Source organism: Enterococcus pernyi, from assembly GCF_045371165.1.
Classification (GTDB): Bacteria; Bacillota; Bacilli; order Lactobacillales; family Enterococcaceae; genus Enterococcus_B; species Enterococcus_B pernyi.
In genome coordinates this window covers 48,708-74,319 of sequence record NZ_JBIQDM010000012.1, presented here as the reverse complement: position 1 = coordinate 74,319, position 25,612 = coordinate 48,708, and the positions used below count along the sequence as shown (strand labels likewise).

The window sequence follows — 25,612 nt, the reverse complement described above, 5'->3', positions numbered from 1 at the left end:
ATGGGATTGGTTGCTTTATTTCATAAATACTATTTTGTTTGCTAGGATGAAACTATGAGGTTTATCAAGTCTAATCTAAAGATAAATCCTTCATGAGAAAAACAAGAAATATAGTTGTAAGTTTCAGAAACAAGTGTTAGACTGTTTTCATCGTTTAAAAATTAAAATATTTTGTTTCTAAAAATATCATTTATCAATCGAATATCGAACAACTTATATATCGTCATAATAAGGATGACAGTTTCTAGCCAGCACCGTAAATGTTGGACTATAAGTGAAAAAGTAGTGAAACATCTTTTTTGCTTATACATGAGCAGTAGAGATGTTTTTTTCTATTTTGAGTGGCATGAATTTAGCAAGAAAAGGAGTAAATAAAGTGAGAGAATTAGTTGAACGTATCAATAAAGATGGACAAGTCTTGGGTGAAGGCGTGTTGAAAGTAGATAGTTTTGTTACCCATCAGGTAGATCCAGTGTTGATGGAACAAATGGGCCAACGTTTTGCGGAAGTATTTAAAGAACAAGGAATCACTAAAGTGGTGACAATTGAAGCTTCTGGTATCGCCCCTGCTTTATTTGCGGCTAAAGAGCTCGGTGTACCGATGATCTTTGCAAGAAAAGCCAAAAGTTTGACGATGGATGAAGAATTATTGACGGCATCCGTTTATTCATTTACGAAACAAGTAACAAGCACGATATCGATTTCTCGTAAATTCTTGTCTTCTGAAGATAAAGTATTGATCATTGATGACTTTTTAGCGAATGGTCAGGCGGCAAAAGGTTTGATCGAATTGTGCCAACAAGCAGGTGCGAGTGTTGAGGGAATCGGGATCGTCATTGAAAAATCCTTCCAAGACGGTCGTCAACTTCTTGAAGAAATGGGCTTAAAAGTGGTCTCACTTGCCCGCGTAGCATCACTTTCTGATGGTCAAGTAGATTTTCTTGAGGAGGATGCGTAAGCGTGGAGAAAGAAACTCAAAATGGAAAAGCAGCTGTCTTAGGGTTACAGCATTTATTAGCGATGTATGCGGGAGCAGTCGCTGTACCGTTATTGATTGGTACGGGGTTAGGATTTAATCAAGAACAAATGACTTATCTTATCTCAATCGATATTTTCATGTGTGGATTAGCGACGCTCTTGCAATTAACTGTCAATCGCTTTTTCGGGATCGGTTTACCAGTTGTTTTAGGTTGTGCGATCCAAGCAGTTGCGCCGTTGATTTTGATCGGTAGCACAGAAGGTGTCGGTGCGATCTATGGCTCGATCATCGCGTCAGGGATTTTTGTTGTGCTAGTTGCTGGTTTCTTTTCAAAGATCAAAAAACTATTTCCGCCGATTGTTACTGGAACAGTGATTACAGTGATTGGCTTGACGTTGATTCCAGTAGCCATCGAAAAAATGGGTGGCGGCAGTGCAACTGCTCCAGGCTTTGGTGATCTGACGAATTTATTATTAGCGTTTGTCACGATCCTACTGATCGTTGGTGTGCAATTATTAGGCAAAGGGTTCATTCGATCCATTGCGGTTTTGATCGGTTTGATCGGTGGAAGTATCTTAGCTGCCTTTTTAGGTAGAATCGATCTAGGAGCAATTGGACAAGCCCCTGTTTTTCACGTACCGCAACCTTTTTACTTTGGAAAACCGACATTTGAAATCTGGTCGATCTTATTGATGATCATCATTTCAATGGTAAGTATGGTAGAATCAACAGGCGTCTATTTTGCCTTAGGAGATATCACTGGAAAAAAAGTCGGGGAAGAGCAGTTGAAAAAAGGTTATCGAGCAGAGGGGTTAGCCGTCATCTTAGGTGGTATCTTTAACACATTTCCTTATACAGGATTTTCGCAAAATGTTGGGTTGGTACAACTTTCAGGAATCAAAACAAGAAAACCCATTTACTTTTCCGCTTTCTTTTTGATCATCTTGGGCTTATTCCCTAAAATCGGCGCAGTGGCTCAAATCATACCTGAACCAGTCCTTGGTGGCGGGATGTTGGTCATGTTTGGAATGGTGGCGATCCAAGGAATCCGGATGTTATTAGAAGTAGATTTTACAAATGACAAAAATTTATTGATTGCTGCAGTGTCGATTGGTTTTGGTTTAGGCTTCAATTTGATGCCCGAATTATTCAGCCAGTTACCTGAAACAGTTCAAATGTTCACAGGAAATGGGATCGTTATGAGCAGTATCACAGCAATTGTGTTGAACTTAGTTTTTAACGGACTAAAACAAGACGAGAGAATCATTAAAGAAGCATTGAAGTAATGATGTAGATTACTTTTATAAATCATAGCTAGTAACTGAATAAGGTAGAGACCTTTTTAGCTTAGAGAGATAAGGCGCCATCCACGAAATTTGTTTTTCAAATTTTTGTGGAGGGTGCCTTATTTTCGAAGAGTTTACTTTTGTTCCTGCCGTTTATTCGATTTTAGGTGGTGCGAGAAGACGAATGTCCCAGACGAATTTTTTAATTGTAGCAAATTCATGAACAGATTCTCTCTGCATTTTGGATACATGAAGAAAAAGTGTTATATCCTTAAAAAAAACAAATGATTTGGACCAGAAAAAACTTGATTTCAACAAGCAAGAGTTGATTTGTTAAAGACGAACAATAAATCTTTTTATCTATTTTTCATTCGAATTTATCTTGATTTACAGAGGGGCGATTGATAAAATATAAGTGAATACGAATCGAGAGGAGAAACGAATGGCTGCAAAAATTTCTGTAATAATGGGGAGCATCTCGGATTGGGAGACAATGAAACATGCGTGTGAGATTATTGAAGAATTTGGCGTTTCTTTTGAAAAGAAAGTAGTTTCAGCACATCGAACACCAGATTTGATGTTTTCGTATGCAGAAGAAGCTCGAGAAAAAGGTATAAAAGTGATTATTGCAGGTGCGGGAGGAGCAGCTCATTTACCAGGGATGGTTGCTGCAAAGACGACATTACCGGTTATTGGTGTTCCTGTTCAAAGCCGAACATTGAACGGATTGGATTCTTTGCTATCCATTGTCCAAATGCCAGGCGGCGTGCCTGTGGCGACGACAGCGATTGGAAAAGCAGGCGCAATTAATGCCGGTCTACTTGCGATACAGATGCTTTCAATGTATGATTTAGAGTTGGAGGCTGCATTAGCGAAACGACGCGCAATGTCGGTTGAATCTGTAATAGAAAGTAGTGATCAACTTGGTTAAACCATTATTACCAGGCTCGACGATCGGAATCGTCGGTGGTGGACAGTTAGGTCGCATGATGGCGATCAGTGCAAAAGAGATGGGATTCAAAGTCGGTGTGCTTGATCCGATGAATGATTGTCCGGCTGCTCAAGTAGCGGACTGGCACATTGAAAGTTCCTACGATGATACGTTTGCTCTAGAAGAACTTGCAAGACGAACTGAGGTTATCACCTACGAATTTGAGAATGTGAGTGTGGAAGCACTGAATGCGATTTTGCCGATGTCATTTATTCCTCAAGGAACAGATTTGTTGGCGATCACGCAAGATCGTCTACTAGAAAAATCATTTTTAGAAACAAATAATATCGTGATCGCTCCACATGCAACGATCGTCAGTCCCACAGATATCCAAGATGCAATCGATGGTATCGGTTATCCTTGTGTCTTGAAAACAACTCGTGGCGGATATGACGGTAAGGGGCAATATGTACTGAAGAGTCGAGCGGACTTAGCTCCTGCGATGGATCTTTTAAGAGAAGGAACTTGCGTATTAGAAGCTTGGATTCCATTTGAAAAAGAACTATCGATCATGGTCGCAGGCAATGGGCAAGGGCAATATACGACATTTCCAGTTGTTGAAAATATCCATTGTAATAATATTCTCCATGAAACGATTGCGCCAGCAACTGTTTCAGCGGATGTGATCGAAGAGGCAGAAAGAATTGCTAAAGTGATTGCTGAAGCAGTGAGTTTGTCCGGTGCACTGGGCGTCGAAATGTTTTTGACGAAGACTGGTGGATTGTATGTGAATGAATTGGCACCGCGTCCACACAATTCAGGACATTACACCTTAGAAGCATGCGGAATGACACAATTTGATGCGCATATCCGTGGGATTTGCGGTTGGCCTTTACCTAAAAAAGTCCCATTGTTAAGTGATGCCGTCATGGTCAACGTTTTAGGTGAACAACTATTAGAAAGTTACAATTTGATTGCGAAAAAACAAGATTGGAAATTTCATTTCTATGGCAAGAAACAAGCGAAAAAAGGTCGTAAGATGGGACACATCACGATTTTGACAGAAGATATCGAGTCGACATTGAAAGAAATCGAAAAAACGAATATTTGGGATTAAAGGAGAATAGTTGATGTTAGAACGTTATACACGACCTGAAATGGGCAATATTTGGACAGAGCAAAATAAATATCAAGCATGGTTAGAAGTTGAAATACTTGCTGATGAAGCTTGGGCAGAATTAGGAGAAATACCTAAAGAAGATGTAGCGAAAATCCGTGAACACGCGTCTTTTGATATCGCTCGTATTTTAGAGATTGAGCAATCGACACGCCACGATGTCGTTGCTTTTACTCGAGCAGTTTCGGAAACACTTGGCGACGAAAGTAAATGGGTCCATTATGGATTAACAAGTACAGATGTGGTGGATACAGCTTATGGTTACCAAATCAAACAAGCAAATGACATTTTGCGCGAAGATTTGAAACGTTTCACAGCGATCATTGGTGAAAAAGCCAAAGAGCATAAGTATACAGTCATGATGGGACGTACGCATGGTGTGCATGCTGAGCCAACCACTTTCGGTCTTAAATTAGCTACTTGGTATTCTGAGATGAAACGAAATATCGAACGTTTTGAACATGCAGCAAAAGGCGTAGAAGCAGGGAAAATCTCCGGTGCTGTTGGTACGTTTGCGAATATCCCTCCGTTCATTGAAGAATATGTCTGCGAAAAACTAGGCATCCGTCCGCAAGAAGTATCGACGCAAGTTTTACCACGTGATCTACATGCCGAATATTTTGCGACAATGTCATTGATTGCGACCAGTATCGAACGCTTTGCGACAGAGATTCGTGGACTTCAAAAATCGGAAACACGAGAAGTCGAAGAATTTTTTGCTAAAGGACAAAAAGGCTCATCTGCTATGCCACATAAACGTAATCCGATCGGTTCAGAAAATATGGCTGGCTTAGCGCGAGTGATCCGTGGGCATATGATTACCGCTTATGAAAATGTTTCGTTGTGGCACGAAAGAGATATCTCCCATTCTTCTGCAGAACGGATCATTCTACCTGATACAACGATCCTACTTGATTATATGTTGAGCCGCTTCGGCAATATCGTTAAAAATCTAACGGTATTCCCAGAAAACATGAAACGTAACATGGATGCGACATTTGGCTTGATCTATAGCCAACGTGTCATGTTGAAATTGATTGATAAAGGGATGACAAGAGAAGAAGCGTATGATCTTGTTCAACCTAAGACAGCATATGCGTGGGATAATCAAGTGTCCTTCCGTCCTTTACTTGAAGAAGACGAAGCGATCACTTCTGTTTTGACACCAGAAGAAATCGCTGAAGCATTTGATTACAACCACCATATGAAAAATGTGGATGTCATTTTTGAACGTGTCGGTTTAGCATAAACCATTCAGTAAGAATAGATGTTAACAATGTTTCTCGACTGATCGAAAAAAACGAACAATCACTAGCTTGAACTATTTTTTTAAATGCAAGAAAAAAAGAACATCCTTCAGACTAACTTCTGAGGGATGTTCTTTTTGGTTTAAGCATAAGCCATTTGATGACCCAAATTGAAATGTTGGGAATGTAGAAGATTCAATAATGTTTCAACAAATGTATAGCCAAATTCTTGTTGATCGAAGGTCACGAGCAATCGGTAATGATGCTTGAATAACTTTTGCTCATGGATTTGTTTGATCACTAGTTCATGGTTGTTTTGGGTCAAGTAATGGAATGTTCGTTTTCGACACTCCGATTGTCGTTTTGCTGCACGGCGAAGTTTTCTAAATGTATAAAAACTTCGATCCTTCATGCAGGCATCAACATCTTTGATAGCAAGTAGATCATTGTATAAGCGTGATTTTTCTTCAACAGATAAATCGAGTAAAAAGCGTTGGGCAGACGTACTTGGATCTTCCATTTAGTTACCTCCTTGAAACCTCTAACTGTTTTCTTTAAATCTACTATATCACCAATCAATAAATGTGTAAACGCTTCTTAACGAAGAACAACTATTCTTAATAAAAGCAAGAAAGACGAACATTAAATGTTTTTAATGGTTTAAATGTACACTTTTGTATTGATTTGATTCCTGACCCTTGGTAAAATTTAAAGTGAAAAGACGAACAAATAATGTGTGTTGGTAATACAACGTTAACAAACAAGGAGTCGTAGACATGGAAAAACAGAACTTGCTCTATGAAGGAAAAGCAAAAAGAATGTTTAACACGAATGATGAAACTGTCCTGTGGGTGGAGTATCTAGATCAAGTGACTGCCCTCAACGGTGGAATGAAAGACCAAATGCAAGGGAAAGCAGAATTGAACAATCAAATCACAAGTGCTATTTTTGAATACTTATCGAATCAAGGAATAAAAAATCATTTTATTGAGAAATTGTCAAAAACCGAACAATTGATTAAAAAACGGTCGATCATTCTCTTAGAAGTGGTCGTCAGAAATATTTCAGCTGGAAGTTTTTCAAAACGCCTAGGAGTAGAAGAAGGGCAAGTGCTACCGACACCGATCGTTGAATTTTATTACAAAAAAGATGAACTAGATGATCCCTTCATCAATGATGCCCACGTTGGTTTCTTAGAGTTAGCAACGCCTGAAGAGATAGCGGAGCTTAAAAAACAAGCGTTGCAAATCAATGACCATCTGATAGAACTATTCAAAAAAATCAATTTACGATTAGTCGATTTTAAAGTGGAATTTGGACGTACTGCGACTGGCGAGATCGAATTAGCAGATGAAATTTCTCCGGATACATGTCGCTTATGGGATCTTACCACTAAGGAACATATGGATAAGGATGTCTACCGGCGAAAGATCGGCAACATCATTCCTGTCTATCAAGAAGTACTCGATCGTTTAAATCAATTATCACTCGAAAATAAAGGAGAATAAATCATGTATTTTGTAAAAGTGTACGTAACATATAAAGATTCAGTATTAGATCCACAAGGAGAGGCAGTTAAAAATGCGGTACATCGTTTAGGCTACGACAACATTGAAGATATTCGTATCGGGAAGTATTTTGAAATCCAAGTCTCAGCTAGTGAAGAGGAAGTAGAAGCAACGATCGAAGCGATTTGCGATCGTTTATTAGCAAATGTCAATATGGAAACGTATCGTTATGAAATCAACAAAATGGAGGAAGTTTAGCATGAAATTTGCCGTGATTGTTTTTCCTGGATCGAATTGTGATGCGGACTTGCTTTGGGCGATCCGTGATGTGATGGGCGCAGAAGCAGACTATGTTCGTTATGACGAATCTTCTCTTGAAGGGTATGACGGAGTATTGATCCCTGGCGGCTTTTCTTACGGCGATTACTTACGTTGTGGAGCGATTGCTCGTTTTTCAACAATCATGGATGAAGTGATTCGTTTTGCGGAAGAAGGAAAACCTGTTTTTGGTACATGTAATGGATTCCAAGTGTTGACGGAGGCTGGATTGCTACCAGGCGTATTAAGAAGAAATGATTCATTACGTTTTATCTGTAAGTCAGCATCACTGAAAGTTAACAATCAAACATCCTTTACTTCAGAGTACGACAAAAATGAAGTGATCCAGTTGCCGGTGGCCCATGGAGAAGGCAATTATTTTTGTGACGAAGAGACGCTTCAAGAACTGATCGACAACAACCAAATCGTGTTTACCTACGAGGGAGAAAATCTCAACGGCAGTGTGGCCAACATTGCAGGGATTACAAACAAAGCAGGAAATGTGTTAGGGATGATGCCCCATCCAGAACGAGCAATGGAAGCATTACTTGGCTCAGAAGATGGCAAACGTTTCTTCGCTTCGCTATTGAAGAATTTCGGAAAGGTGACTGCATAAATGAAAACAATGATGGAGCCAACTGCATTAGAAATCAAAGAACAAAAGATTTATACGCAATGGGGACTGACGGATGAAGAATACCGGATGATCGAAGAAGACATCTTAGGTAGAATGCCTAATTATACAGAGACCGGTCTGTTCTCAGTCATGTGGAGTGAACACTGTTCTTACAAAAACTCCAAGCCGATCTTAAGAAAATTCCCAACAAGTGGGCCGAATGTCTTACAAGGGCCTGGTGAAGGCGCGGGGATCGTTGACATTGGAGACGGACAAGCAGTGGTTTTTAAAGCAGAAAGCCACAATCATCCTTCGGCAGTCGAACCTTATGAAGGCGCAGCAACAGGTGTTGGGGGCATTATTCGTGATATTTTCAGTATGGGTGCACGTCCGATTGCTCTACTTGATTCACTGCGTTTTGGCGAATTAGATAATCCTCGTACAAAATACCTGTTAGAAGAAGTTGTTGCTGGTATCGGAGGGTATGGTAATTGTATTGGCGTACCGACAGTTGGTGGTGAGATCGCCTTTGATCCTTGTTATGAGGGGAATCCATTGGTAAATGCCATGTGTGTTGGGTTGATCGATCATAAAGATATCCAAAAAGGACAAGCATCAGGTGTTGGCAATTCGATCATGTATGTAGGCGCTAAGACAGGTCGGGATGGTATCCACGGTGCGACATTTGCCTCCGAAGAATTTAGTCAGGAAGAAGAACAACAACGTTCAGCTGTGCAAGTGGGCGATCCTTTTATGGAGAAATTATTGTTAGAAGCTTGTTTGGAATTGATTTTGGACCACTCAGACATTCTTGTCGGCATCCAAGATATGGGTGCGGCAGGACTTGTTTCATCAAGTTCAGAAATGGCCTCAAAAGCAGGCTCTGGTTTGGTATTGACCTTGGACGATGTACCGCAGCGTGAATCGCAGATGACCCCTTATGAAATGATGTTATCTGAATCCCAAGAACGGATGTTGATCTGTGTGAAGGCTGGTTCAGAAGCGCGTGTCCAAGCACTATTCCAAAAATACGATCTAGACGCGGTGACGATTGGAAAAGTAACAGATGATGGTCAGTACCGTTTGTATCATCATGGAAAAGAAGTAGCCAATCTTCCGGTAGATGCCTTGGCAGAAGATGCGCCTGTCTATCAGAAAGAAATGGTTGAACCAGAACGGATGGCAAAATTCCGTGAATTAGGTCAATACCAACCAGTGATCTCTGATCCAAATGAAGTATTGACTGCGTTGTTGAAGCAACCGACGATCGCATCAAAACGTTCGATTTATGAGACGTATGATTCGCGTGTCCAAACCAATACAGTGGTTGCTCCAGGTAGTGATGCCGCAGTTTTGCGTATTCGCGGGACCAAAAAAGCGTTAGCGATGACGACAGACTGTAATGCTCGTTATATTTATCTAGATCCAGAAATTGGTGGTCAGATTGTTGTTGCGGAAGCAGCAAGAAATATTGTCGCAAGTGGTGGTCAACCTTTAGCGATTACGGATTGTTTGAACTATGGTTCTCCAGATAAACCAGAAGTATTCTGGGAGTTATCGTACTCAGCTGATGGAATTGCTAAAGCATGTGAAATGTTGGAAACACCTGTGATCTCAGGAAATGTTTCTCTATATAACGAGACAGATGGCCAAGCGATCTATCCAACGCCGATGATCGGTATGGTCGGATTGATCGAAGCCCACGAACATATCACTACCCAAGAGTTCAAACAAGCAGGAGATGTGATCTATGTGATCGGCCAGACGTTTGCAGACTTTAACGGCAGCGAATTACAAAAGCTGCAGCTAGGTAGGATCGAAGGAATGGTGGAGCATTTTGATCTAACTACCGAAAAAGAAAACCAAACCTTGATGTTAGAAGCAATCAAAGCTGGACTGATCCAAAGTGCGCATGACTGTGCAGAAGGTGGGTTAGCGGTGGCTATTGCGGAATCAGCGTTCACAAATGGTTTCGGTGTTTCAACGAGAGTTGATCTGCCAGCTGCTCATCTGTTTTCTGAATCACAATCGCGTTTTATTGTATCTGTAACAAAAGAAAACCAACAAGCCTTTGAAACATTAGCTGGTGAGCGTGGGACACTTCTTGGTCACGTAACGGAAGAAAAACAATTGGTGATACAAGCAAATGATGGAAGAGTTGACTTGGCAGTCGCTTCGGCGAAACAGTCTTGGGAGGAAGCAATCGAATGTCTTATGAAGTAAGAAGCATCAATGAAGAATGTGGAGTGTTCGGTGTTTGGGGACATCCTCAAGCTGCCAATGTCACTTACTTTGGTTTGCATAGTTTGCAGCATCGTGGGCAAGAAGGTGCTGGCATCGTATCAAATGATGATGGGAAATTATATGGTCACCGTGATCTTGGGCTTCTTTCAGAGGTATTCAAAGATCCAAGAAAACTAGCAGCTTTATCTGGACAAGCAGCGATCGGTCACGTTCGCTATGCTACCGCAGGCAATGGCAGTGTGGATAATATCCAACCTTTTTTATTCAAATTTTACGATCAATCGATTGGGTTGGCTCATAATGGCAATCTGACGAATGCTCGCTCTTTACGGACGTCTTTAGAAAAAGATGGTGCCATCTTTCATTCAAATTCAGATACAGAGATCTTGATGCATTTGATCCGTCGTAGTAACGAAGAAACGTTTTTAGACAGATTAAAGGAAGCCTTGGCTGAGGTAAAAGGCGGATTTGCTTACTTATTACTGACAGAAGACGCGATGGTTGCGGCACTAGACCCTAATGGTTTTCGCCCATTAGCCATTGGTCAAATGAAAAATGGCGCATATGTCATTACTTCTGAAACCTGTGCGCTGGAAGGGATCGGTGCGCGGTTTGTACGTGATGTCTTGCCAGGAGAAATCGTGATCATCAATGATGATGGCTATACGATCGAGCAATACACGACAGATACTCAATTGGCGATTTGTTCCATGGAATATATTTACTTTGCACGTCCGGATTCTGATATTGCAGGGATCAATGTGCATACAGCACGTAAAAATATGGGGAGACGTTTAGCGGCTGAAGCGCCGATCGAAGCAGATATGGTGGTTGGTGTGCCCAATTCTTCGTTGTCAGCAGCCAGTGGTTATGCTGAAGCAAGTGGTATCCCATATGAAATCGGCTTGGTGAAAAATCAATATGTGGCACGTACGTTCATCCAACCAACCCCAGAATTAAGAGAACAAGGTGTGCGGATGAAACTTTCTGCGGTTCGGGGCGTTGTGGAAGGGAAAAAAATCATTATGGTCGATGATTCGATCGTTCGCGGCACTACCAGCCGAAGAATCGTCAATCTATTAAAAGAAGCTGGAGCAAAGGAAGTCCATGTGCGGATCGCATCTCCACCATTGAAATATCCATGTTTTTACGGGATCGACATCCAAACGAGAAAAGAACTGATCGCAGCGAATCATTCCATCGAAGAGATCAGAGAATGTATCGGCGCAGATTCGTTGGATTTCTTGAGTGAAGAAGGCTTGATTGGAGCAATCGGCCTACAAAAAGATTCCCCTTATTCAGGGTTATGTATGGCTTATTTCAACGGCGATTATCCGACACCGCTATATGACTACGAAGAAAAATACCAAGAATCTTTAAAAGAAAAAGTATCTTTTTTTTAAACGGAGCAAATGAAAGGAGCAAGTAATCAAATGGGTAATGCTTATGCAAAAGCGGGTGTGGATGTAGAAGCGGGGTATGAAGTCGTGGATCGCATCAAAAAACATGTGAAGAAAACAGAAAGAATCGGTGTGATGGGTGCATTAGGAGGCTTTGGTGGCTGCTTTGACCTTAGTGGATTCCAATTAAAAGAACCTGTCTTAGTTTCCGGGACAGACGGTGTGGGTACTAAGTTAGCTGTAGCTATCGCCGCAGATCGCCATGAAACGATCGGTATCGATTGTGTCGCGATGTGTGTCAATGATATTTTGGCACAAGGGGCAGAACCTTTATACTTTTTAGATTATTTGGCAACAGGTAAAAATGACCCAGAACGTCTAGAAAAAGTCGTATCAGGCGTTGCTACTGGTTGTGTTTCAGCAAACATGGCATTGATCGGTGGCGAAACAGCAGAAATGCCAGGTATGTATCAAGGGGACGATTATGATCTGGCAGGTTTTGCGGTAGGGATTGCGGAAAAAGCGCAATTGATTACTGGTCAATCGATCACAACAGGTGATATCTTGCTAGGTTTGCCTTCTAGTGGCATCCATTCCAATGGGTACTCTTTGGTTCGTAAAATCTTTTTTGAACAGCAAGGTTTTTCATTAGAAGAAACGATCGAAAGGTTGGATACCTCTTTGGCAGATATGTTGCTTGAACCGACAAAAATCTATGTTTCGACTTTATTACCATTAATCAAAAAAGAGAAGATCAAAGGTGCCGCACATATTACAGGTGGTGGGTTCATTGAGAATATTCCGCGGATGTTGCCAGAAAATGTTGCTGCCCGCATCGATCTAGGCACATGGCCAGTTTTACCGATCTTCGATTGTTTGCAAAAGTATGGTGAGATCCCTGCACATGAAATGTATGAGATCTTTAACATGGGCATTGGAATGGTCATTGCAGTTTCTCCTGAACATGCGAGTGAAATCATTGATCAAATCCGTAAATCTGGCGAAGAAGTCTATCAAATCGGGCAAGTCGTACCGTTTGAGGAGCAAAAAGTCGTGATCACAGAGGGGAAAAAATGAAGATTGCCGTCTTTGCTTCAGGAAATGGCAGTAACTTTCAAGCGCTGGTCGATTATTTTAAAAAGAACCGACTTTCTGCGACAATCGAGTGGTTGTTTTGTGATCAGCCACATGCCTATGTTTTACAACGGGCAAAAAAAGCGCAAGTTCCGAGCACCTGTTTTTCACCGAAAGAGTTTGCATCCAAAACGGAGTACGAACAAGCGATCCTTGAAGAATTAGCAAACCGAGAGATTGATTTGATCGTACTGGCAGGCTATATGCGAATCGTTGGTGAAGGCTTACTGTCAACTTATGAAAATAAAATGATCAATATCCATCCTTCGTTATTACCGAATTTTCCCGGTCTTCATGGGATTCGCGATGCTTTTGAAGCAGGCGTGAAGGAAACAGGTGTGACTGTCCATTATATCGATCGTGGGGTGGATACTGGACCAATCATTCGTCAGGAAAAAGTGATGATCGAAAAAGAAGATACATTAGCTACATTGGAACAAAAAATCCATCAGATCGAACATCAGATCTTTCCAGAAGTGATTGCAAATATAGTAAATATGGGAGATGTAAAAAAATGACAAGAGCGTTAATAAGTGTTTCAGATAAGACTGGGGTCATTGACTTTGCGAAAGGACTACGTGCTGCCGATATAGAGATCATTTCCACAGGTGGAACTAAAACAGCTTTGGAAGAAGCAGGAATCGAAACCATTTCTATCGATGAAGTGACTGGTTTTCCTGAGATGATGGATGGCCGAGTAAAAACTTTACATCCAAAAATCCACGGAGGATTATTAGGGCGTCGCGATAGTGAAAGCCATATGGAGGCAATGGAAAAAGAAGCCATCCAACCAATCGATATTGTCTGTGTCAACCTTTATCCATTCAAGGAAACGATCTTAAAACCAGAAACGACCGAAGCAGATGCGATCGAAAATATTGATATCGGTGGACCGAGCATGTTGCGAAGTGCTGCAAAAAATCATGCTTTCGTAACAGCCATCGTTGATCCCGTTGATTATGCGATCGTTTTAGCAGAAATCCAGCAAGAAGGTCACACGAGCCTTGAGACACGTAGAAAGTTAGCAGCAAAAGTTTTTCGTCATACGGCTGCTTATGATGCGTTGATTGGTCAATATCTCACAGAAGCTGTGGGTGAAAAAGATCCTGAGAATCTAACCCTTACTTATACGCGCAAACAAGACCTTCGCTATGGCGAGAATAGCCATCAAGAAGCAGCATTTTATCAAGCGGCTTTACCAACGAGTTATTCGATTGCAAGTGCGGAACAATTGCACGGTAAGGAACTTTCTTTCAATAATATTCGTGATGCGGATGCTGCGTTACGTATCATGAGAGAGTTCACGGAACCAACTGTCGTTGCGTTGAAACATATGAATCCATGTGGGATCGGAAGTGGCGAGACGATTTTCTCTGCGTGGGAAGCTGCTTATGCTGCTGATCCAGTATCGATCTTTGGCGGCATTATCGTATTGAATCGGGAAGTCGATTTGGTTAGTGCACAAGCAATGACTCAATTGTTTTTAGAAATCATTATCGCTCCTAGTTACAGTGAAGAGGCCCTAGCTGTACTGAAAACGAAGAAAAATCTCCGTCTGTTGCAAGTCGATTTCTCGAATGTGGAAGGAAATGCTAACGAAATGGTCTCTGTCTTAGGAGGTTTACTGGTCCAACAAGATGATCGTGCAATGGAAGAACCAGAAAGTTGGACAGTAGTCACCGATCGTCAACCCACCAAAGAAGAGCAAGCAGCGATGGCTTTTGCTTGGAAAGCGGTCAAACATGTGAAATCAAATGCGATCGTCGTTGCAAATCAACAGCAAACCCTCGGTATTGGTGCCGGCCAAATGAATCGTGTGGGTTCGGTCAAGCTTGCGATCGAACAAGCTGGTGCTAAAGCCGAAACAGCCGCGCTTGCAAGTGATGCTTACTTCCCAATGGATGACTCTGTCGAATACGCTGCGAAGCATGGCATCAAAGCAATCATCCAGCCGGGAGGAAGTATCAAAGATCAAGCCTCGATCGATATGGCAAACAAGTATGGTATCGCAATGGTATTTACCGGCGTGCGTCATTTTAGACATTAAGAAGGAGCGGATAAAATGAAGTGTTTAGTGATTGGCTCGGGCGGGCGAGAACATGCGATAAGCAAAAAACTTTTAGCTAGTCCATTAGTTGAAGCTGTGTATTGCGCACCTGGAAATGCAGGAATGAAAAAAGATGGGGTTCACTTGGTGGATCTTGTTGAAACGGATCATGAAGGATTGATCGAATTTGCTCGAGCTGAAGGGATCGCCTGGACATTTGTTGGTCCAGAAATCCCTCTACTCAATGGGATCGTTGATGATTTTCAAGCGGAAGGATTAGCGATTTTTGGCCCAACAAAAGCTGCAGCCTTAATTGAAGGTTCAAAGAGCTTTGCCAAAGAGTTGATGGCACGTCAAGGTATTCCTACTGCAGAGTCACAAACGTTTACCCGTTTTGCCGAAGCGAGAGAATACATTGAAGCAAAAGGCGCACCGATCGTTATCAAAGCAGACGGATTAGCTGCTGGTAAAGGGGTCGTTGTGGCGGAAACCCTCGAAGCCGCTGTCGAAGCCGCTTCAGAGATGCTAGAAAATGATCGGTTTGGTGCTAGTGGGCAGAAAATCGTCGTGGAAGAGTTCTTGTCAGGAGAAGAGTTCTCTTTACTTGCTTTTGTCCGAGATAAAGAAGTTTATCCCATGGTGATCTCGCAAGACCATAAGCGAGCGTATAATGGGGATAAAGGTCCTAATACTGGCGGAATGGGCGCTTATACACCTGTGCCGCAAATCCCTCAAACCATGGTTGATCAGGCTGTCGAAAAAGTATTGAAACCAGCAGTGCGAGGGATGAAAGAGATAGGGTGTTCATTTACTGGTATTTTATATGCAGGGCTGATTGCCACAGCAGAAGGACCAAAAGTAATCGAATTCAACGCTCGGTTTGGTGATCCTGAGACGCAAGTTGTGTTGCCACGACTTAAAAGTGATCTAGCGGAAATCATTGACCGCCTATTAACAGGAAGGGCAGTCGAGTTAACATGGGAGACAGAAGGAGTTTGCTTAGGTGTAGTCGTTGCGGCAGAAGGCTATCCAGGAAAATACCAAAAAGGAGCCTTGCTTCCAGATTTTTCAGCTGATCCAGATGTGGCCGTCTATTATGCGGGGGTAGAGGAACAAGCGAAAGAACTGGTAGGTGCAGGGGGACGGATCTATTTGGTGGAAGCGAGTGGTCAGACAATCGAAGAAGCGCAAGAAAAAATATACTCTGTTTTAAAAGTCAAGAATACTGAACGTACATTCTATCGGACGGATATCGGCTCAAAAGCCTTGGTACAAAAGTAAAAGTCACATAAAGAAATAAAACTATTTTTTGCAGAAACGGAAAAATAGTTTTATTTTTTTTGAAGCCTTTTCATGATGGTTATGGTAAAATCGAGTTGCTAAGAAAGGATGAGATTTGATGAAAAAGATTCGTTTAGGGACTTCCGACCAGCTCGTATCCTCCGTCATTTTAGGTTGTATGCGTTTGAATGGTTCTGAGCAACCTGAAAAAGTGATTGAAGCAGCTTTTGAAAATGGCATCAACTTTTTTGACCATGCGGATATTTACGGTGGTGGGGACTGTGAAACAATTTTTGCTCAAGCGTTAGCAAAAACTTCGCTAAAACGTGATGAATTATTTATCCAAACGAAATGCGGGATCGTACCAGGAAAGATGTTTGATTTCTCAAAAAAACACATCATTCAATCGGTTGAAGATAGCTTGCGTCGATTAGATATGGAATACGTTGATGCCTTGTTACTTCATCGTCCAGACACGCTCGTTGAACCCGAAGAAGTGGCGGAAGCGTTTGATGAGTTGGAGCGATCTGGCAAGGTTCGTTTCTTTGGTGTGAGCAATCAAAAACCAATGCAGATCGAGTTATTGAAAAAATATGTGAACCAGCCATTACTGGCGAACCAATTACAATTTGGTCTTAAACATTCCGAAATGATCGATCAGGGAATCCATGTGAACATGACGGATCAAGCAAGTATTGACCATGATGGCAGTATCCTAGATTATTCTCGTTTACATGAGATGACGATCCAAGCGTGGTCGCCTTATCAATATGGCTTCTTTGAAGGTGTATTCATTGGAAATGAAAAATTCCCAGAATTGAATCAGTCGTTAAACGAACTGGCAGAAAAATATCATACGACACCAACAGGGTTAGCGTCGGCGTGGATCTTACGTCATCCTGCAAATATGCAGGTGATCGCTGGAACGATGAATCTGACAAGGATTGAAGAAATCGCGAAAGCATCGATGATCGATATGACTCGAGAAGATTGGTATGAATTGTATCGTGCTGCTGGCAATATTTTGCCATAAAATAAAAGATATCGTTAGCCGACTCTCTGTTTTTTATGAGAAAGAGAGTCGGTTTTTATAAAAATAGAAAAACGATGAACAGTATCGAAGAAAAGAGGAGAATCAATGGATAAACAGTTAAGGAAACTATTACAAGATGAGAGAAAATACTTATACGCCGATTTTAGTACATTACATAAAACACAACAAAAACTATATAATGAGATCATCAAAGAACAAAATAACTTACTGAATAAATTTCCTGAAAATGAAAGACAAGCAAAAAAACTCATCAACCCAATCAATTCTTATGAAAATAAAATCGAAATGTGGGTAGCCAACGCCATGCGGATGGAAAAAATGGAGAAACATATCCAATCTATCCGATTAAAATTACATGCGGGTTTTCATCAACCAAGCAAGGCTTTCGAAAGAATGGGTTATCAGGAAAATTCGGCTAGAGTCATGCTTGAAAAACGTAGTGAACAGTTTTATCCCAAGGTGTTTCAACAATTGATTTCAAATATCACTTCCTTACTTGGTCAGAATGTAACTTTCGCCCGTGGTGAAGTAAAAATTCCACAATCGGTTGATCTAAACCTAAGTAAAAAAACGCTACAAACACGTAAAGATCGTTTGTCAGCTGAGTTTAAAGTACTACATAAAGAATCAAATGAATGGAAAAATGATTTAAAAACCTTAACGAAACAAGTACTACAGCATCGTGAAGATTTAGAAAATCCTGATTTTCGCATGGATTTCAAAAGAGGTTTGGAGTCGCATCATTCTATTGAACATATTGCAGCCCCCGTCATCAATTCGATCGAATCACTCCATTCAAGTATGTTGAATTACGCAGAAAGTTTGATCCATTTAAATAAAAAAGAGGGAGAACTTTTTGAAACCAGAGCGCAAATCAACGGGAAAGAGCAGTATGTTAATGGGAGCCATACGCTGAAAAGTTTGAATTATCAGCGTGGTCAGGCATTAACTGATCTAAAAGCAATAAGCAAATCACACTATACTCCTAAACTGCTGTCAGTGATCGATTATGTACGTAGTTTAGGTGCGGGAGTACTGAGAACAGTTGATGTAGATAAGCATGTACAGACGGACAGAAAACTCCAACAAGTAGCTCAGTTGAGAGCGCAAGGCTCTTTCGCTGACCGGACGAATCGTGCGAAAAAAATGGCGGGAGATTTCCAACAAAATCGCCCAACAACAAGTAACCATGAAAAAAGTCGTTAAGAATCATTGTGATTTTACAAACAAAAAAATAAGGTAGCATCAAAAAAAGCGAACGTTTAAAAATGTTCGCTTTTTTTTACACGAAAACTTAATTAAAGGTAAAATACAACTTTTTTATAATAAAAAGCTTGATTTTTTTATGAAATTACGTTAAATTACTTGAGGTGCTAAAAATGAGCACGTAAAAAGTGGATAATGTTCGTGTTTTTTGCGAATATGAAATCGAGAGGACGATATGATGAAAGTATTTGATTACGAAGATATTCAACTGATTCCTAATAAATGTATCGTAAACAGCCGTTCAGAATGTGATACAACTGTGACTTTAGGTTCACATACATTTAAAATGCCGGTTGTACCAGCAAATATGCAAACGATCATTGATGAAACGATTGCGGAATTTTTAGCTGAAAATGGTTATTTCTATATCATGCATCGTTTTGACGAAGAAGCACGAATCCCATTTATCGAAAAAATGAAAGCAAGAAATTTAATTTCTTCTATTAGTGTAGGAGTGAAAAAAGACGAGTATGCTTTTGTAGAAGAATTAGCAGAAAAATCGCTTGTACCAGATTATATTACAATTGATATTGCCCATGGACATTCAAATGCTGTGATCGCGATGATCCAGCATATCAAAAAGCATTTACCAGATACGTTTGTCATTGCAGGGAACGTCGGCACGCCAGAAGCCGTTCGAGAATTAGAAAACGCTGGAGCAGATGCAACGAAAGTCGGCATTGGCCCAGGAAAAGTATGTATCACAAAAATCAAAACTGGTTTTGGTACTGGTGGTTGGCAATTAGCGGCACTAAGATGGTGCGCGAAAGCTGCCCGCAAACCTATCATTGCTGACGGTGGCATCCGTACACCTGGAGATGTCGCGAAATCAGTACGTTTTGGTGCGACGATGGTGATGATCGGTTCATTGTTTGCAGGACACGAAGAATCACCAGGAGAAACAAAAGTTGAGAACGGTGTCGTTTACAAAGAATATTTTGGATCAGCTTCTGAATTCCAAAAAGGCGAAAAGAAAAATGTTGAAGGTAAGAAAATTTGGATTCAACACAAAGGATCTTTAAAAGATACGTTAGTTGAAATGCAACAAGATTTACAATCTTCGATTTCTTATGCCGGTGGTCGTGATTTAGAATCGATTCGTAAAGTCGATTATGTCATCGTTAAAAACTCGATTTTCAATGGGGATACGATTTAATTCGAAGTAAGAGAGGTCGGGACGGAAGTGTTCAGCCTCGAGAAATAAGGCGCCATCCACGAAAATTGTTTTTTAAATTTTTGTGGATGGCGCCTTATTTTTCGAAGAGGTTACTTTTGTTCCCACCGTTTATTCGGTTATAGGTGGGTCAGGTGAACGAATGTCCCACTCCCTTTTTTTACATTTTCTTTCTTTTTGAAACTAAGCTACAATAGTAGAAAGTAAATATTTGGAGAATGCACATGTGGACGAGAATAACTAAACATAAAGGTTCTGCTTACCAACAGATCATGGATCAAATTTTGAAGAAAATCGAAAATGGGCAATTGCAACCAGGAGATAAATTACCTTCTGAAAGAATGTTTGCTGATTTTTTTGGTGTGAATCGCACGACTGTTGTTCATGCGTTAGATGAATTGCGTGGGCTAGGGATATTGGAAAGTCGTCAAGGGAGTGGTCGGTTTATTTCTTCGGTGACTTGGGGTGATTTTTCAGAGCCGCGGATCGATTGGCGTCAATTGATCTCTGCAAGATACGATAAAATCGTTGATAGTTACGGAGAAAAAGTCAAAGAAGCAAGTCGGAAATCCGATTTTTTAGATTTATATTCAAGTGAAATGCCGCTTGATGTATTACCTAATATGAAGATGCCCAATTATACATTAGAAGGTATTTTAAAAGAAGAACAAGCCGTTTCCGTGTTTGGGTATCAACCGCTGATGGCGCAGATCAGAGAACACTTGATCAGAAATAACGGATTTTCGTTTAAAAAAAGTCAATTGCTAATCACTGGTGGGGGACAACAAGCGATCTTTCTGATTTTACAAACCATTTTGTCGGTAGGAGATGCCATCGCGGTGGAATCCCCCACTTTTTTCTACCGCTTGCCATTGTTTAAAGCACTTGGTACCCGCTTGTTCGGTATTCCGATGGATGATCAAGGGATTGATCTAGAAAAATTGGAAGAAGCTATTCATAAGCATAAGATCAAAGCGGTCTTAGTCAATCCAAATTTTCAAAATCCGACAGGTACAGTGATGGCTGCTGAACGTCGCCAACGTTTAGTCGCGCTGTGCCGCAAATACCAATTGCCGATCATAGAAGACGATGTATTTGCAGATTTAGCCTTTTCTCCGGAGAAACAAGCTTCGATCGCTCCGATCCATGCGATTGATCCGGAAAATGTCTTGTATGTCGGCTCGTTATCGCGTTTGTTGGGGGAAACGACTAAAATTGGTTGGATCGTGGGCCCAACTATTCTGATCCAACGATTGTCTGAGGCACAAAAAATGATGGATGTCTCTTTGAGTATCTTTACACAAATGGCCGCAACTGCTGTTTTTGATTCTTCTTTTGACCAAAACATGGCAAGTCTGTGTCAACGACTAGAAAAGAACAGTCAGCTTTTACGTAGTTGGGTCGATTCGCAAGACTTCTTTCATTTAGCCCCTCTTGCAGGCGGATATTATGGCTGGTTGACTTGGGAGGGTGAAAAGTTCACGAAAGTATTAGCAGAAAGATTATTACGTGAGGGGTTAGGTGTGGCTCCAGGTTATCTTTTTGGCGAAGACATTGGTTTAAGAATCAACTATAGCCGTATGAGTCCTGATGTCCTACCATTGTTCGTTTCACGAATGGACAAACTACGTACATGGTTGGAAGCGAAAGAGAAGCAATAGTAAGAAAAGAAAGAGTAACTTTTGTTATTTTTTCTTTTCTTTTTTATTTTGTGAAGAAATTTCTGGAAAAGTTGGCGTATTGCCTGTTAATTAAAAGAAATATGTAGTTGGACAGGCTTATTGTTTGTAAAAAAGCCTATGTTAAGGATAAAATTAAAGTAAGTGGTTTGTGTAATCACTCACTATCGAGAAAAAAATTAATACAGTGATTGGTAAAAGGTTGTAACAACTTGAATACAGAAAAGAAACGATTGTTATAAAAGGGGAGAAACATCTCTATGTTTTTTTAGAAAAAATGTAAACCGCTTACTACCTTGTGATTACCTTCACTATTTTAACAGAGATAGGGATTGTTATAATTTTTTTAAATGGTGAAAATTTGTGCTTAAAGCTTGTATTTCGGAGGAATACGTGATAATTTATTAGTGAAGCCGGAGAAATAGTGATACAGATATCGTCGCTGTTTCAACCGCGGAATGAAGAGAGTTTCTTATAGATGAGAGAGGAATGTGTGATAAATGGCAAACAAGAAAACACCTATCGACTTCCAAGCGTTGCTTGAAGAAGTCAATTCAGATTTTCCGGTATACCAAGCACTTGATCAAGATGGGAAAGTAGTAAACCCTGATCTTGTTCCAGATTTGACAGATGAAGAGTTAGTAGAATTGATGACTAGCATGGTTTGGTCTCGTGTATTGGATCAACGCTCAACAGCATTGAACCGTCAAGGACGTTTAGGATTTTTTGCTCCTACTGCTGGACAAGAAGCAAGTCAATTAGCTAGTGCATTCGCTTTTGACAAAGAAGATGTACTATTACCAGGTTACCGTGATGTTCCACAATTGATCAAACACGGCTTACCTTTATCTCAAGCATTTCTATGGTCTCGTGGGCATGCAGCTGGAAACTTCTACCCAGAAGAATTGAAAGCTCTACCACCACAAATCATTATTGGTGCACAATACGTCCAAGCAGCAGGTGTTGCATTAGGACTTAAAAAACGTAACAAGAAAAATGTTGTTTTCACTTATACAGGTGATGGCGGTTCTTCTCAAGGTGACTTCTATGAAGCAATCAACTTTGCTGGAGCTTACCATGCGAATGCTGTATTCTACATCCAAAACAATGGATTTGCGATTTCAACACCTCGTGAAAAACAAACAGCAGCAAAAACATTAGCGCAAAAAGCAGTAGCAGCTGGTATCCCTGGTATCCAAGTAGATGGTATGGACCCATTAGCCGTTTATACTGTTTCAAAAATGGCACGTGACTGGGCAGTCTCTGGTAACGGACCTGTATTGATCGAAACATTGACTTACCGTTACGGTCCACATACATTATCTGGTGATGACCCAACACGTTACCGTGAAAAAGATGTTGACGATGAATGGCAATTAAAAGATCCATTGATCCGTTTCCGTAAATACCTAACTGAAAAAGGTTTATGGAGCGAAGAAAAAGAAGAAGCAGTCATCGAACAAACAAAAGAAGAAATCAAAGCAGCAATTGCTGAAGCAGATAAAGTTCCAAAACAAAAAGTTTCAGATTTCTTGAAAAATATGTTTGAAGAAACACCACAAACAATCAAAGAACAAATTGCAATCTATGAAGCGAAGGAGTCGAAATAACCATGGCACAAAAAACAATGATTCAAGCAATCACAGATGCCTTAGCACTTGAACTTGAAAACGACGAAAACGTACTCGTTTTTGGTGAAGATGTCGGCAAAAACGGAGGCGTATTCCGTGCAACTGAAGGATTGCAAGAAAAGTTCGGTGAAGACCGCGTATTTGACACTCCTTTAGCAGAATCAGGTATTGCCGGATTAGGTTTCGGTTTAGCACTTGAAGGATTCCGTCCTGTCCCTGAAATCCAATTCTTTGGCTTTATTTTTGAAGCAATGGATGAAGTTGTAGCACAAATGGCTCGTACGAGATACCGTATGGGTGGAACAAGAAATATTCCAGTAACGATCCGTTCACCATTTGGTGGTGGTGTTCATACACCTGAATTACACTCAGATAACTTAGAAGGATTGATTGCTCAATCTCCTGGTATCCGTGTAGTGATTCCGTCAAACCCATATGATGCAAAAGGATTATTGATTGCTTCTATTAGAAGTAATGACCCTGTTGTTTTCTTGGAGCATATGAAACTTTATCGTTCATTCCGTGAGGAAGTGCCAGATGAAGCGTACGAAGTGCCTTTAGATAAAGCCGCAGTGACTCGTGAAGGAACAGATGTATCAATCATCACTTACGGTGCAATGGTACGTGAAGCCATCAAGGCAGCAGATAATCTTGAAAAAGAAGGTATCTCTGTTGAGATCGTTGACCTACGAACAGTTGCTCCATTAGATGTTGAAACAATCATCAAATCTGTTGAAAAAACAGGACGTGTCGTTGTTGTTCAAGAAGCACAACGTCAAGCAGGCGTAAGCACTCAAGTAATCTCTGAAATCTCTGAACGTGCAATTCTTTCATTAGAAGCACCAATCGGACGCGTTTCTGCACCAGATACTGTTTTCCCATTCGGTCAAGCAGAAAACATCTGGTTGCCAAATGCTTCTGACATCGAAGCAAAAGTAAAAGAAATCGCAGAATTTTAAGGAAAGAAAGGACGTTAAAAACCCATGGCTTACCAATTTAAATTACCTGATATCGGTGAAGGTATCGCAGAAGGTGAAATCGTTAAATGGTTCGTTCAACCAGGCGATACGATCAATGAAGACGATACATTATTAGAAGTACAAAATGACAAATCAGTGGAAGAAATTCCATCTCCAGTAACAGGAACAGTGAAAAGCATCGTTGTTCCAGAAGGTACAGTTGCAAATGTTGGTGACGTATTAGTTGAGATCGATGCACCAGGACATGAAGGAAACGAAGAAAGCGGAAGCGAAGGCGTGGCAGCTACTGAGCAAACACCTGAAGCACCTGCTGCTGAACCAACAACAGAAAGTTCATCTGCATCAGCAGAAGCTTCTGACGGTGGCGTATTCCAATTCAAATTACCTGATATCGGTGAAGGTATCGCAGAAGGTGAAATTGTTAAATGGTTTGTTAAAGCCGGTGACACGATCAATGAAGACGATACATTATTAGAAGTGCAAAATGACAAATCAGTGGAAGAAATTCCATCTCCAGTAACAGGGACTGTGAAAACAATCGTTGTTTCTGAAGGTACAGTTGCAAATGTTGGTGACGTATTGGTTGAGATCGACGCGCCAGGACACAATAGTGCACCTGCAAGCAAACCAGCGGCAGCAACTTCTGATGCAAAAGTGGAAACTTCAGGTTCTTCAAGTATCCCTGAAGCGGCAAACCCAGATAAACGCGTATTAGCAATGCCATCTGTTCGTCAATTCGCTCGCGAAAAAGACGTGGATATCAGTCAAGTTTCTGCAACTGGAAAAGGCGGACGTGTGACAAAAGAAGATATCGAAAACTTCTTATCTGGCGGAGGCGCTCCAGCAGCTGCAAGCAAACCTGCTGAATCAGCTGCACCAACAGAAGCATCTGCTGAAAAACCAGCTGAAACAAAAGCTGCTCCAGCAAAAGCATTCAAATCAAACTTAGGCGATCTAGAAGAACGTGTGGCATTGACACCAACACGTAAAGCAATTGCCAAAGCAATGGTCAACAGCAAACAAACAGCACCTCATGTCACTTTACATGATGAAGTTGAAGTAACAAATCTTTGGGATAACCGTAAGAAATTCAAAGAAGTGGCAGCTGCTAACGGCACGAAATTAACGTTCTTGCCTTACGTTGTCAAAGCGTTGACTGCAACAGTCAAAAAATTCCCAATCTTGAATGCGTCAATCGATGATGCAAAACAAGAAATCGTTTATAAAAACTATTACAATATCGGTATCGCAACAGATACAGACCATGGTTTGTATGTGCCAAACGTGAAAGATGCTGACCGTAAAGGAATGTTTGCGATCGCAGACGAAATCAACGAGAAAGCAAAACTTGCTCATGATGGCAAACTAGCGGCAGACGATATGCGTAACGGAACGATCACGATCAGTAACATTGGTTCAGTTGGTGGCGGCTGGTTCACACCAGTAATCAACTACCCTGAAGTAGCAATCTTAGGTGTAGGAACAATTGCACAACAACCAATCGTCAATGCTGAAGGTGAAATCGTTGTTGGCCGAGTGATGAAATTATCATTGAGTTTCGATCACCGAATCGTCGATGGTGCGACAGCACAACAAGCAATGAATAACATCAAACGTTTATTAGCTGATCCAGAGCTATTAATGATGGAAGGATGAGAAA

At 41.0% G+C, this 25,612-nt stretch carries 22 protein-coding genes and 1 riboswitch; of the genes, 21 read left to right on the top strand and 1 reads right to left on the bottom strand.

Translation table 11 applies throughout. The features are described 5' to 3' along the window. Positions 1 to 193 precede the first annotated feature (193 nt). Positions 194 to 291: riboswitch (purine riboswitch) on the top strand. Positions 292 to 376: 85 nt separating this feature from the next. The 5 genes from ACH0AK_RS12725 (at position 377) to purB (ending at position 5,622) form a co-directional block, all read left to right on the top strand. Continuing rightward, positions 377 to 958, top strand: coding sequence for a xanthine phosphoribosyltransferase (locus tag ACH0AK_RS12725; protein WP_019723458.1), 582 nt, complete (start codon positions 377 to 379; stop codon positions 956 to 958). A gap of 2 nt (positions 959 to 960) precedes the next feature. Further along, positions 961 to 2,265, top strand: coding sequence for a nucleobase:cation symporter-2 family protein (locus tag ACH0AK_RS12720; RefSeq protein ID WP_019723457.1), 1,305 nt, complete (start codon positions 961 to 963; stop codon positions 2,263 to 2,265). A gap of 442 nt (positions 2,266 to 2,707) precedes the next feature. Continuing rightward, positions 2,708 to 3,196, top strand: a complete 489-nt coding sequence (gene purE, locus ACH0AK_RS12715; RefSeq protein ID WP_010735688.1) for a 5-(carboxyamino)imidazole ribonucleotide mutase — start codon at positions 2,708 to 2,710, stop codon at positions 3,194 to 3,196. Then, the gene (purK, locus tag ACH0AK_RS12710; RefSeq protein WP_010735687.1) at positions 3,189 to 4,313 is read left to right on the top strand and encodes a 5-(carboxyamino)imidazole ribonucleotide synthase; all 1,125 of its coding nucleotides are present in this window, start codon (positions 3,189 to 3,191) and stop codon (positions 4,311 to 4,313) included. The genes purE and purK overlap by 8 nt, the downstream gene beginning before the upstream one ends. Positions 4,314 to 4,326: 13 nt before the next feature. Beyond that, entirely contained in the window at positions 4,327 to 5,622 is a 1,296-nt protein-coding gene (gene purB, locus ACH0AK_RS12705) for an adenylosuccinate lyase (RefSeq protein WP_010735686.1), read from the top strand. A 140-nt stretch (positions 5,623 to 5,762) separates the two neighbouring features. Here purB and ACH0AK_RS12700 read toward each other — a convergent pair whose 3' ends face one another. Then, positions 5,763 to 6,140, bottom strand: a complete 378-nt coding sequence (locus ACH0AK_RS12700) for a hypothetical protein (RefSeq protein ID WP_010735685.1) — start codon at positions 6,138 to 6,140, stop codon at positions 5,763 to 5,765. Between the two features lie 256 nt (positions 6,141 to 6,396). Between ACH0AK_RS12700 and purC the strand changes: the two genes are divergently transcribed. The 16 genes from purC (at position 6,397) to ACH0AK_RS12620 (ending at position 25,608) form a co-directional block, all read left to right on the top strand. Beyond that, positions 6,397 to 7,128: a phosphoribosylaminoimidazolesuccinocarboxamide synthase gene (gene purC, locus ACH0AK_RS12695; RefSeq protein WP_010735684.1), complete on the top strand. Its 732-nt coding sequence runs from the start codon at positions 6,397 to 6,399 to the stop codon at positions 7,126 to 7,128. Positions 7,129 to 7,131: 3 nt separating this feature from the next. Further along, entirely contained in the window at positions 7,132 to 7,386 is a 255-nt protein-coding gene (gene purS / locus ACH0AK_RS12690; protein ID WP_010735683.1) for a phosphoribosylformylglycinamidine synthase subunit PurS, read from the top strand. Position 7,387: 1 nt separating this feature from the next. After that, entirely contained in the window at positions 7,388 to 8,062 is a 675-nt protein-coding gene (gene purQ / locus ACH0AK_RS12685) for a phosphoribosylformylglycinamidine synthase subunit PurQ (protein ID WP_023519515.1), read from the top strand. Continuing rightward, entirely contained in the window at positions 8,063 to 10,285 is a 2,223-nt protein-coding gene (gene purL, locus ACH0AK_RS12680) for a phosphoribosylformylglycinamidine synthase subunit PurL (RefSeq protein ID WP_023519516.1), read from the top strand. Then, the gene (gene purF, locus ACH0AK_RS12675) at positions 10,270 to 11,709 is read left to right on the top strand and encodes an amidophosphoribosyltransferase (RefSeq protein WP_010735680.1); all 1,440 of its coding nucleotides are present in this window, start codon (positions 10,270 to 10,272) and stop codon (positions 11,707 to 11,709) included. Before purL ends, purF begins: the two co-directional genes overlap by 16 nt. 30 nt (positions 11,710 to 11,739) lie before the next feature. Next, complete coding sequence (gene purM / locus ACH0AK_RS12670) at positions 11,740 to 12,783, top strand: phosphoribosylformylglycinamidine cyclo-ligase (RefSeq protein WP_499796948.1); 1,044 nt, start codon at positions 11,740 to 11,742, stop codon at positions 12,781 to 12,783. Further along, complete coding sequence (gene purN / locus ACH0AK_RS12665; protein WP_023519518.1) at positions 12,780 to 13,358, top strand: phosphoribosylglycinamide formyltransferase; 579 nt, start codon at positions 12,780 to 12,782, stop codon at positions 13,356 to 13,358. Before purM ends, purN begins: the two co-directional genes overlap by 4 nt. Further along, entirely contained in the window at positions 13,355 to 14,887 is a 1,533-nt protein-coding gene (purH, locus tag ACH0AK_RS12660; RefSeq protein WP_023519519.1) for a bifunctional phosphoribosylaminoimidazolecarboxamide formyltransferase/IMP cyclohydrolase, read from the top strand. Before purN ends, purH begins: the two co-directional genes overlap by 4 nt. 15 nt (positions 14,888 to 14,902) lie before the next feature. Then, entirely contained in the window at positions 14,903 to 16,168 is a 1,266-nt protein-coding gene (gene purD, locus ACH0AK_RS12655; RefSeq protein WP_023519520.1) for a phosphoribosylamine--glycine ligase, read from the top strand. A 118-nt stretch (positions 16,169 to 16,286) separates the two neighbouring features. After that, a complete protein-coding gene (locus ACH0AK_RS12650; protein WP_023519521.1) occupies positions 16,287 to 17,201 on the top strand; it encodes an aldo/keto reductase in 915 nt (304 codons plus the stop codon). A 105-nt stretch (positions 17,202 to 17,306) separates the two neighbouring features. Beyond that, positions 17,307 to 18,428: a hypothetical protein gene (locus tag ACH0AK_RS12645; protein ID WP_438846475.1), complete on the top strand. Its 1,122-nt coding sequence runs from the start codon at positions 17,307 to 17,309 to the stop codon at positions 18,426 to 18,428. Positions 18,429 to 18,666: 238 nt separating this feature from the next. Beyond that, positions 18,667 to 19,644 carry a GMP reductase gene (gene guaC, locus ACH0AK_RS12640; RefSeq protein ID WP_137072322.1) on the top strand — a complete coding sequence of 326 codons (978 nt, stop codon included), beginning with the start codon at positions 18,667 to 18,669 and terminating at the stop codon, positions 19,642 to 19,644. A gap of 242 nt (positions 19,645 to 19,886) precedes the next feature. Continuing rightward, positions 19,887 to 21,323, top strand: coding sequence for an aminotransferase-like domain-containing protein (locus ACH0AK_RS12635; RefSeq protein WP_438846476.1), 1,437 nt, complete (start codon positions 19,887 to 19,889; stop codon positions 21,321 to 21,323). 518 nt (positions 21,324 to 21,841) lie between these two features. After that, entirely contained in the window at positions 21,842 to 22,951 is a 1,110-nt protein-coding gene (gene pdhA, locus ACH0AK_RS12630; protein WP_010735671.1) for a pyruvate dehydrogenase (acetyl-transferring) E1 component subunit alpha, read from the top strand. Between the two features lie 2 nt (positions 22,952 to 22,953). Beyond that, entirely contained in the window at positions 22,954 to 23,931 is a 978-nt protein-coding gene (locus tag ACH0AK_RS12625; protein WP_010735670.1) for an alpha-ketoacid dehydrogenase subunit beta, read from the top strand. A gap of 24 nt (positions 23,932 to 23,955) precedes the next feature. Then, a complete protein-coding gene (locus ACH0AK_RS12620) occupies positions 23,956 to 25,608 on the top strand; it encodes a dihydrolipoyllysine-residue acetyltransferase (protein WP_023519524.1) in 1,653 nt (550 codons plus the stop codon). Positions 25,609 to 25,612 lie beyond the last annotated feature (4 nt).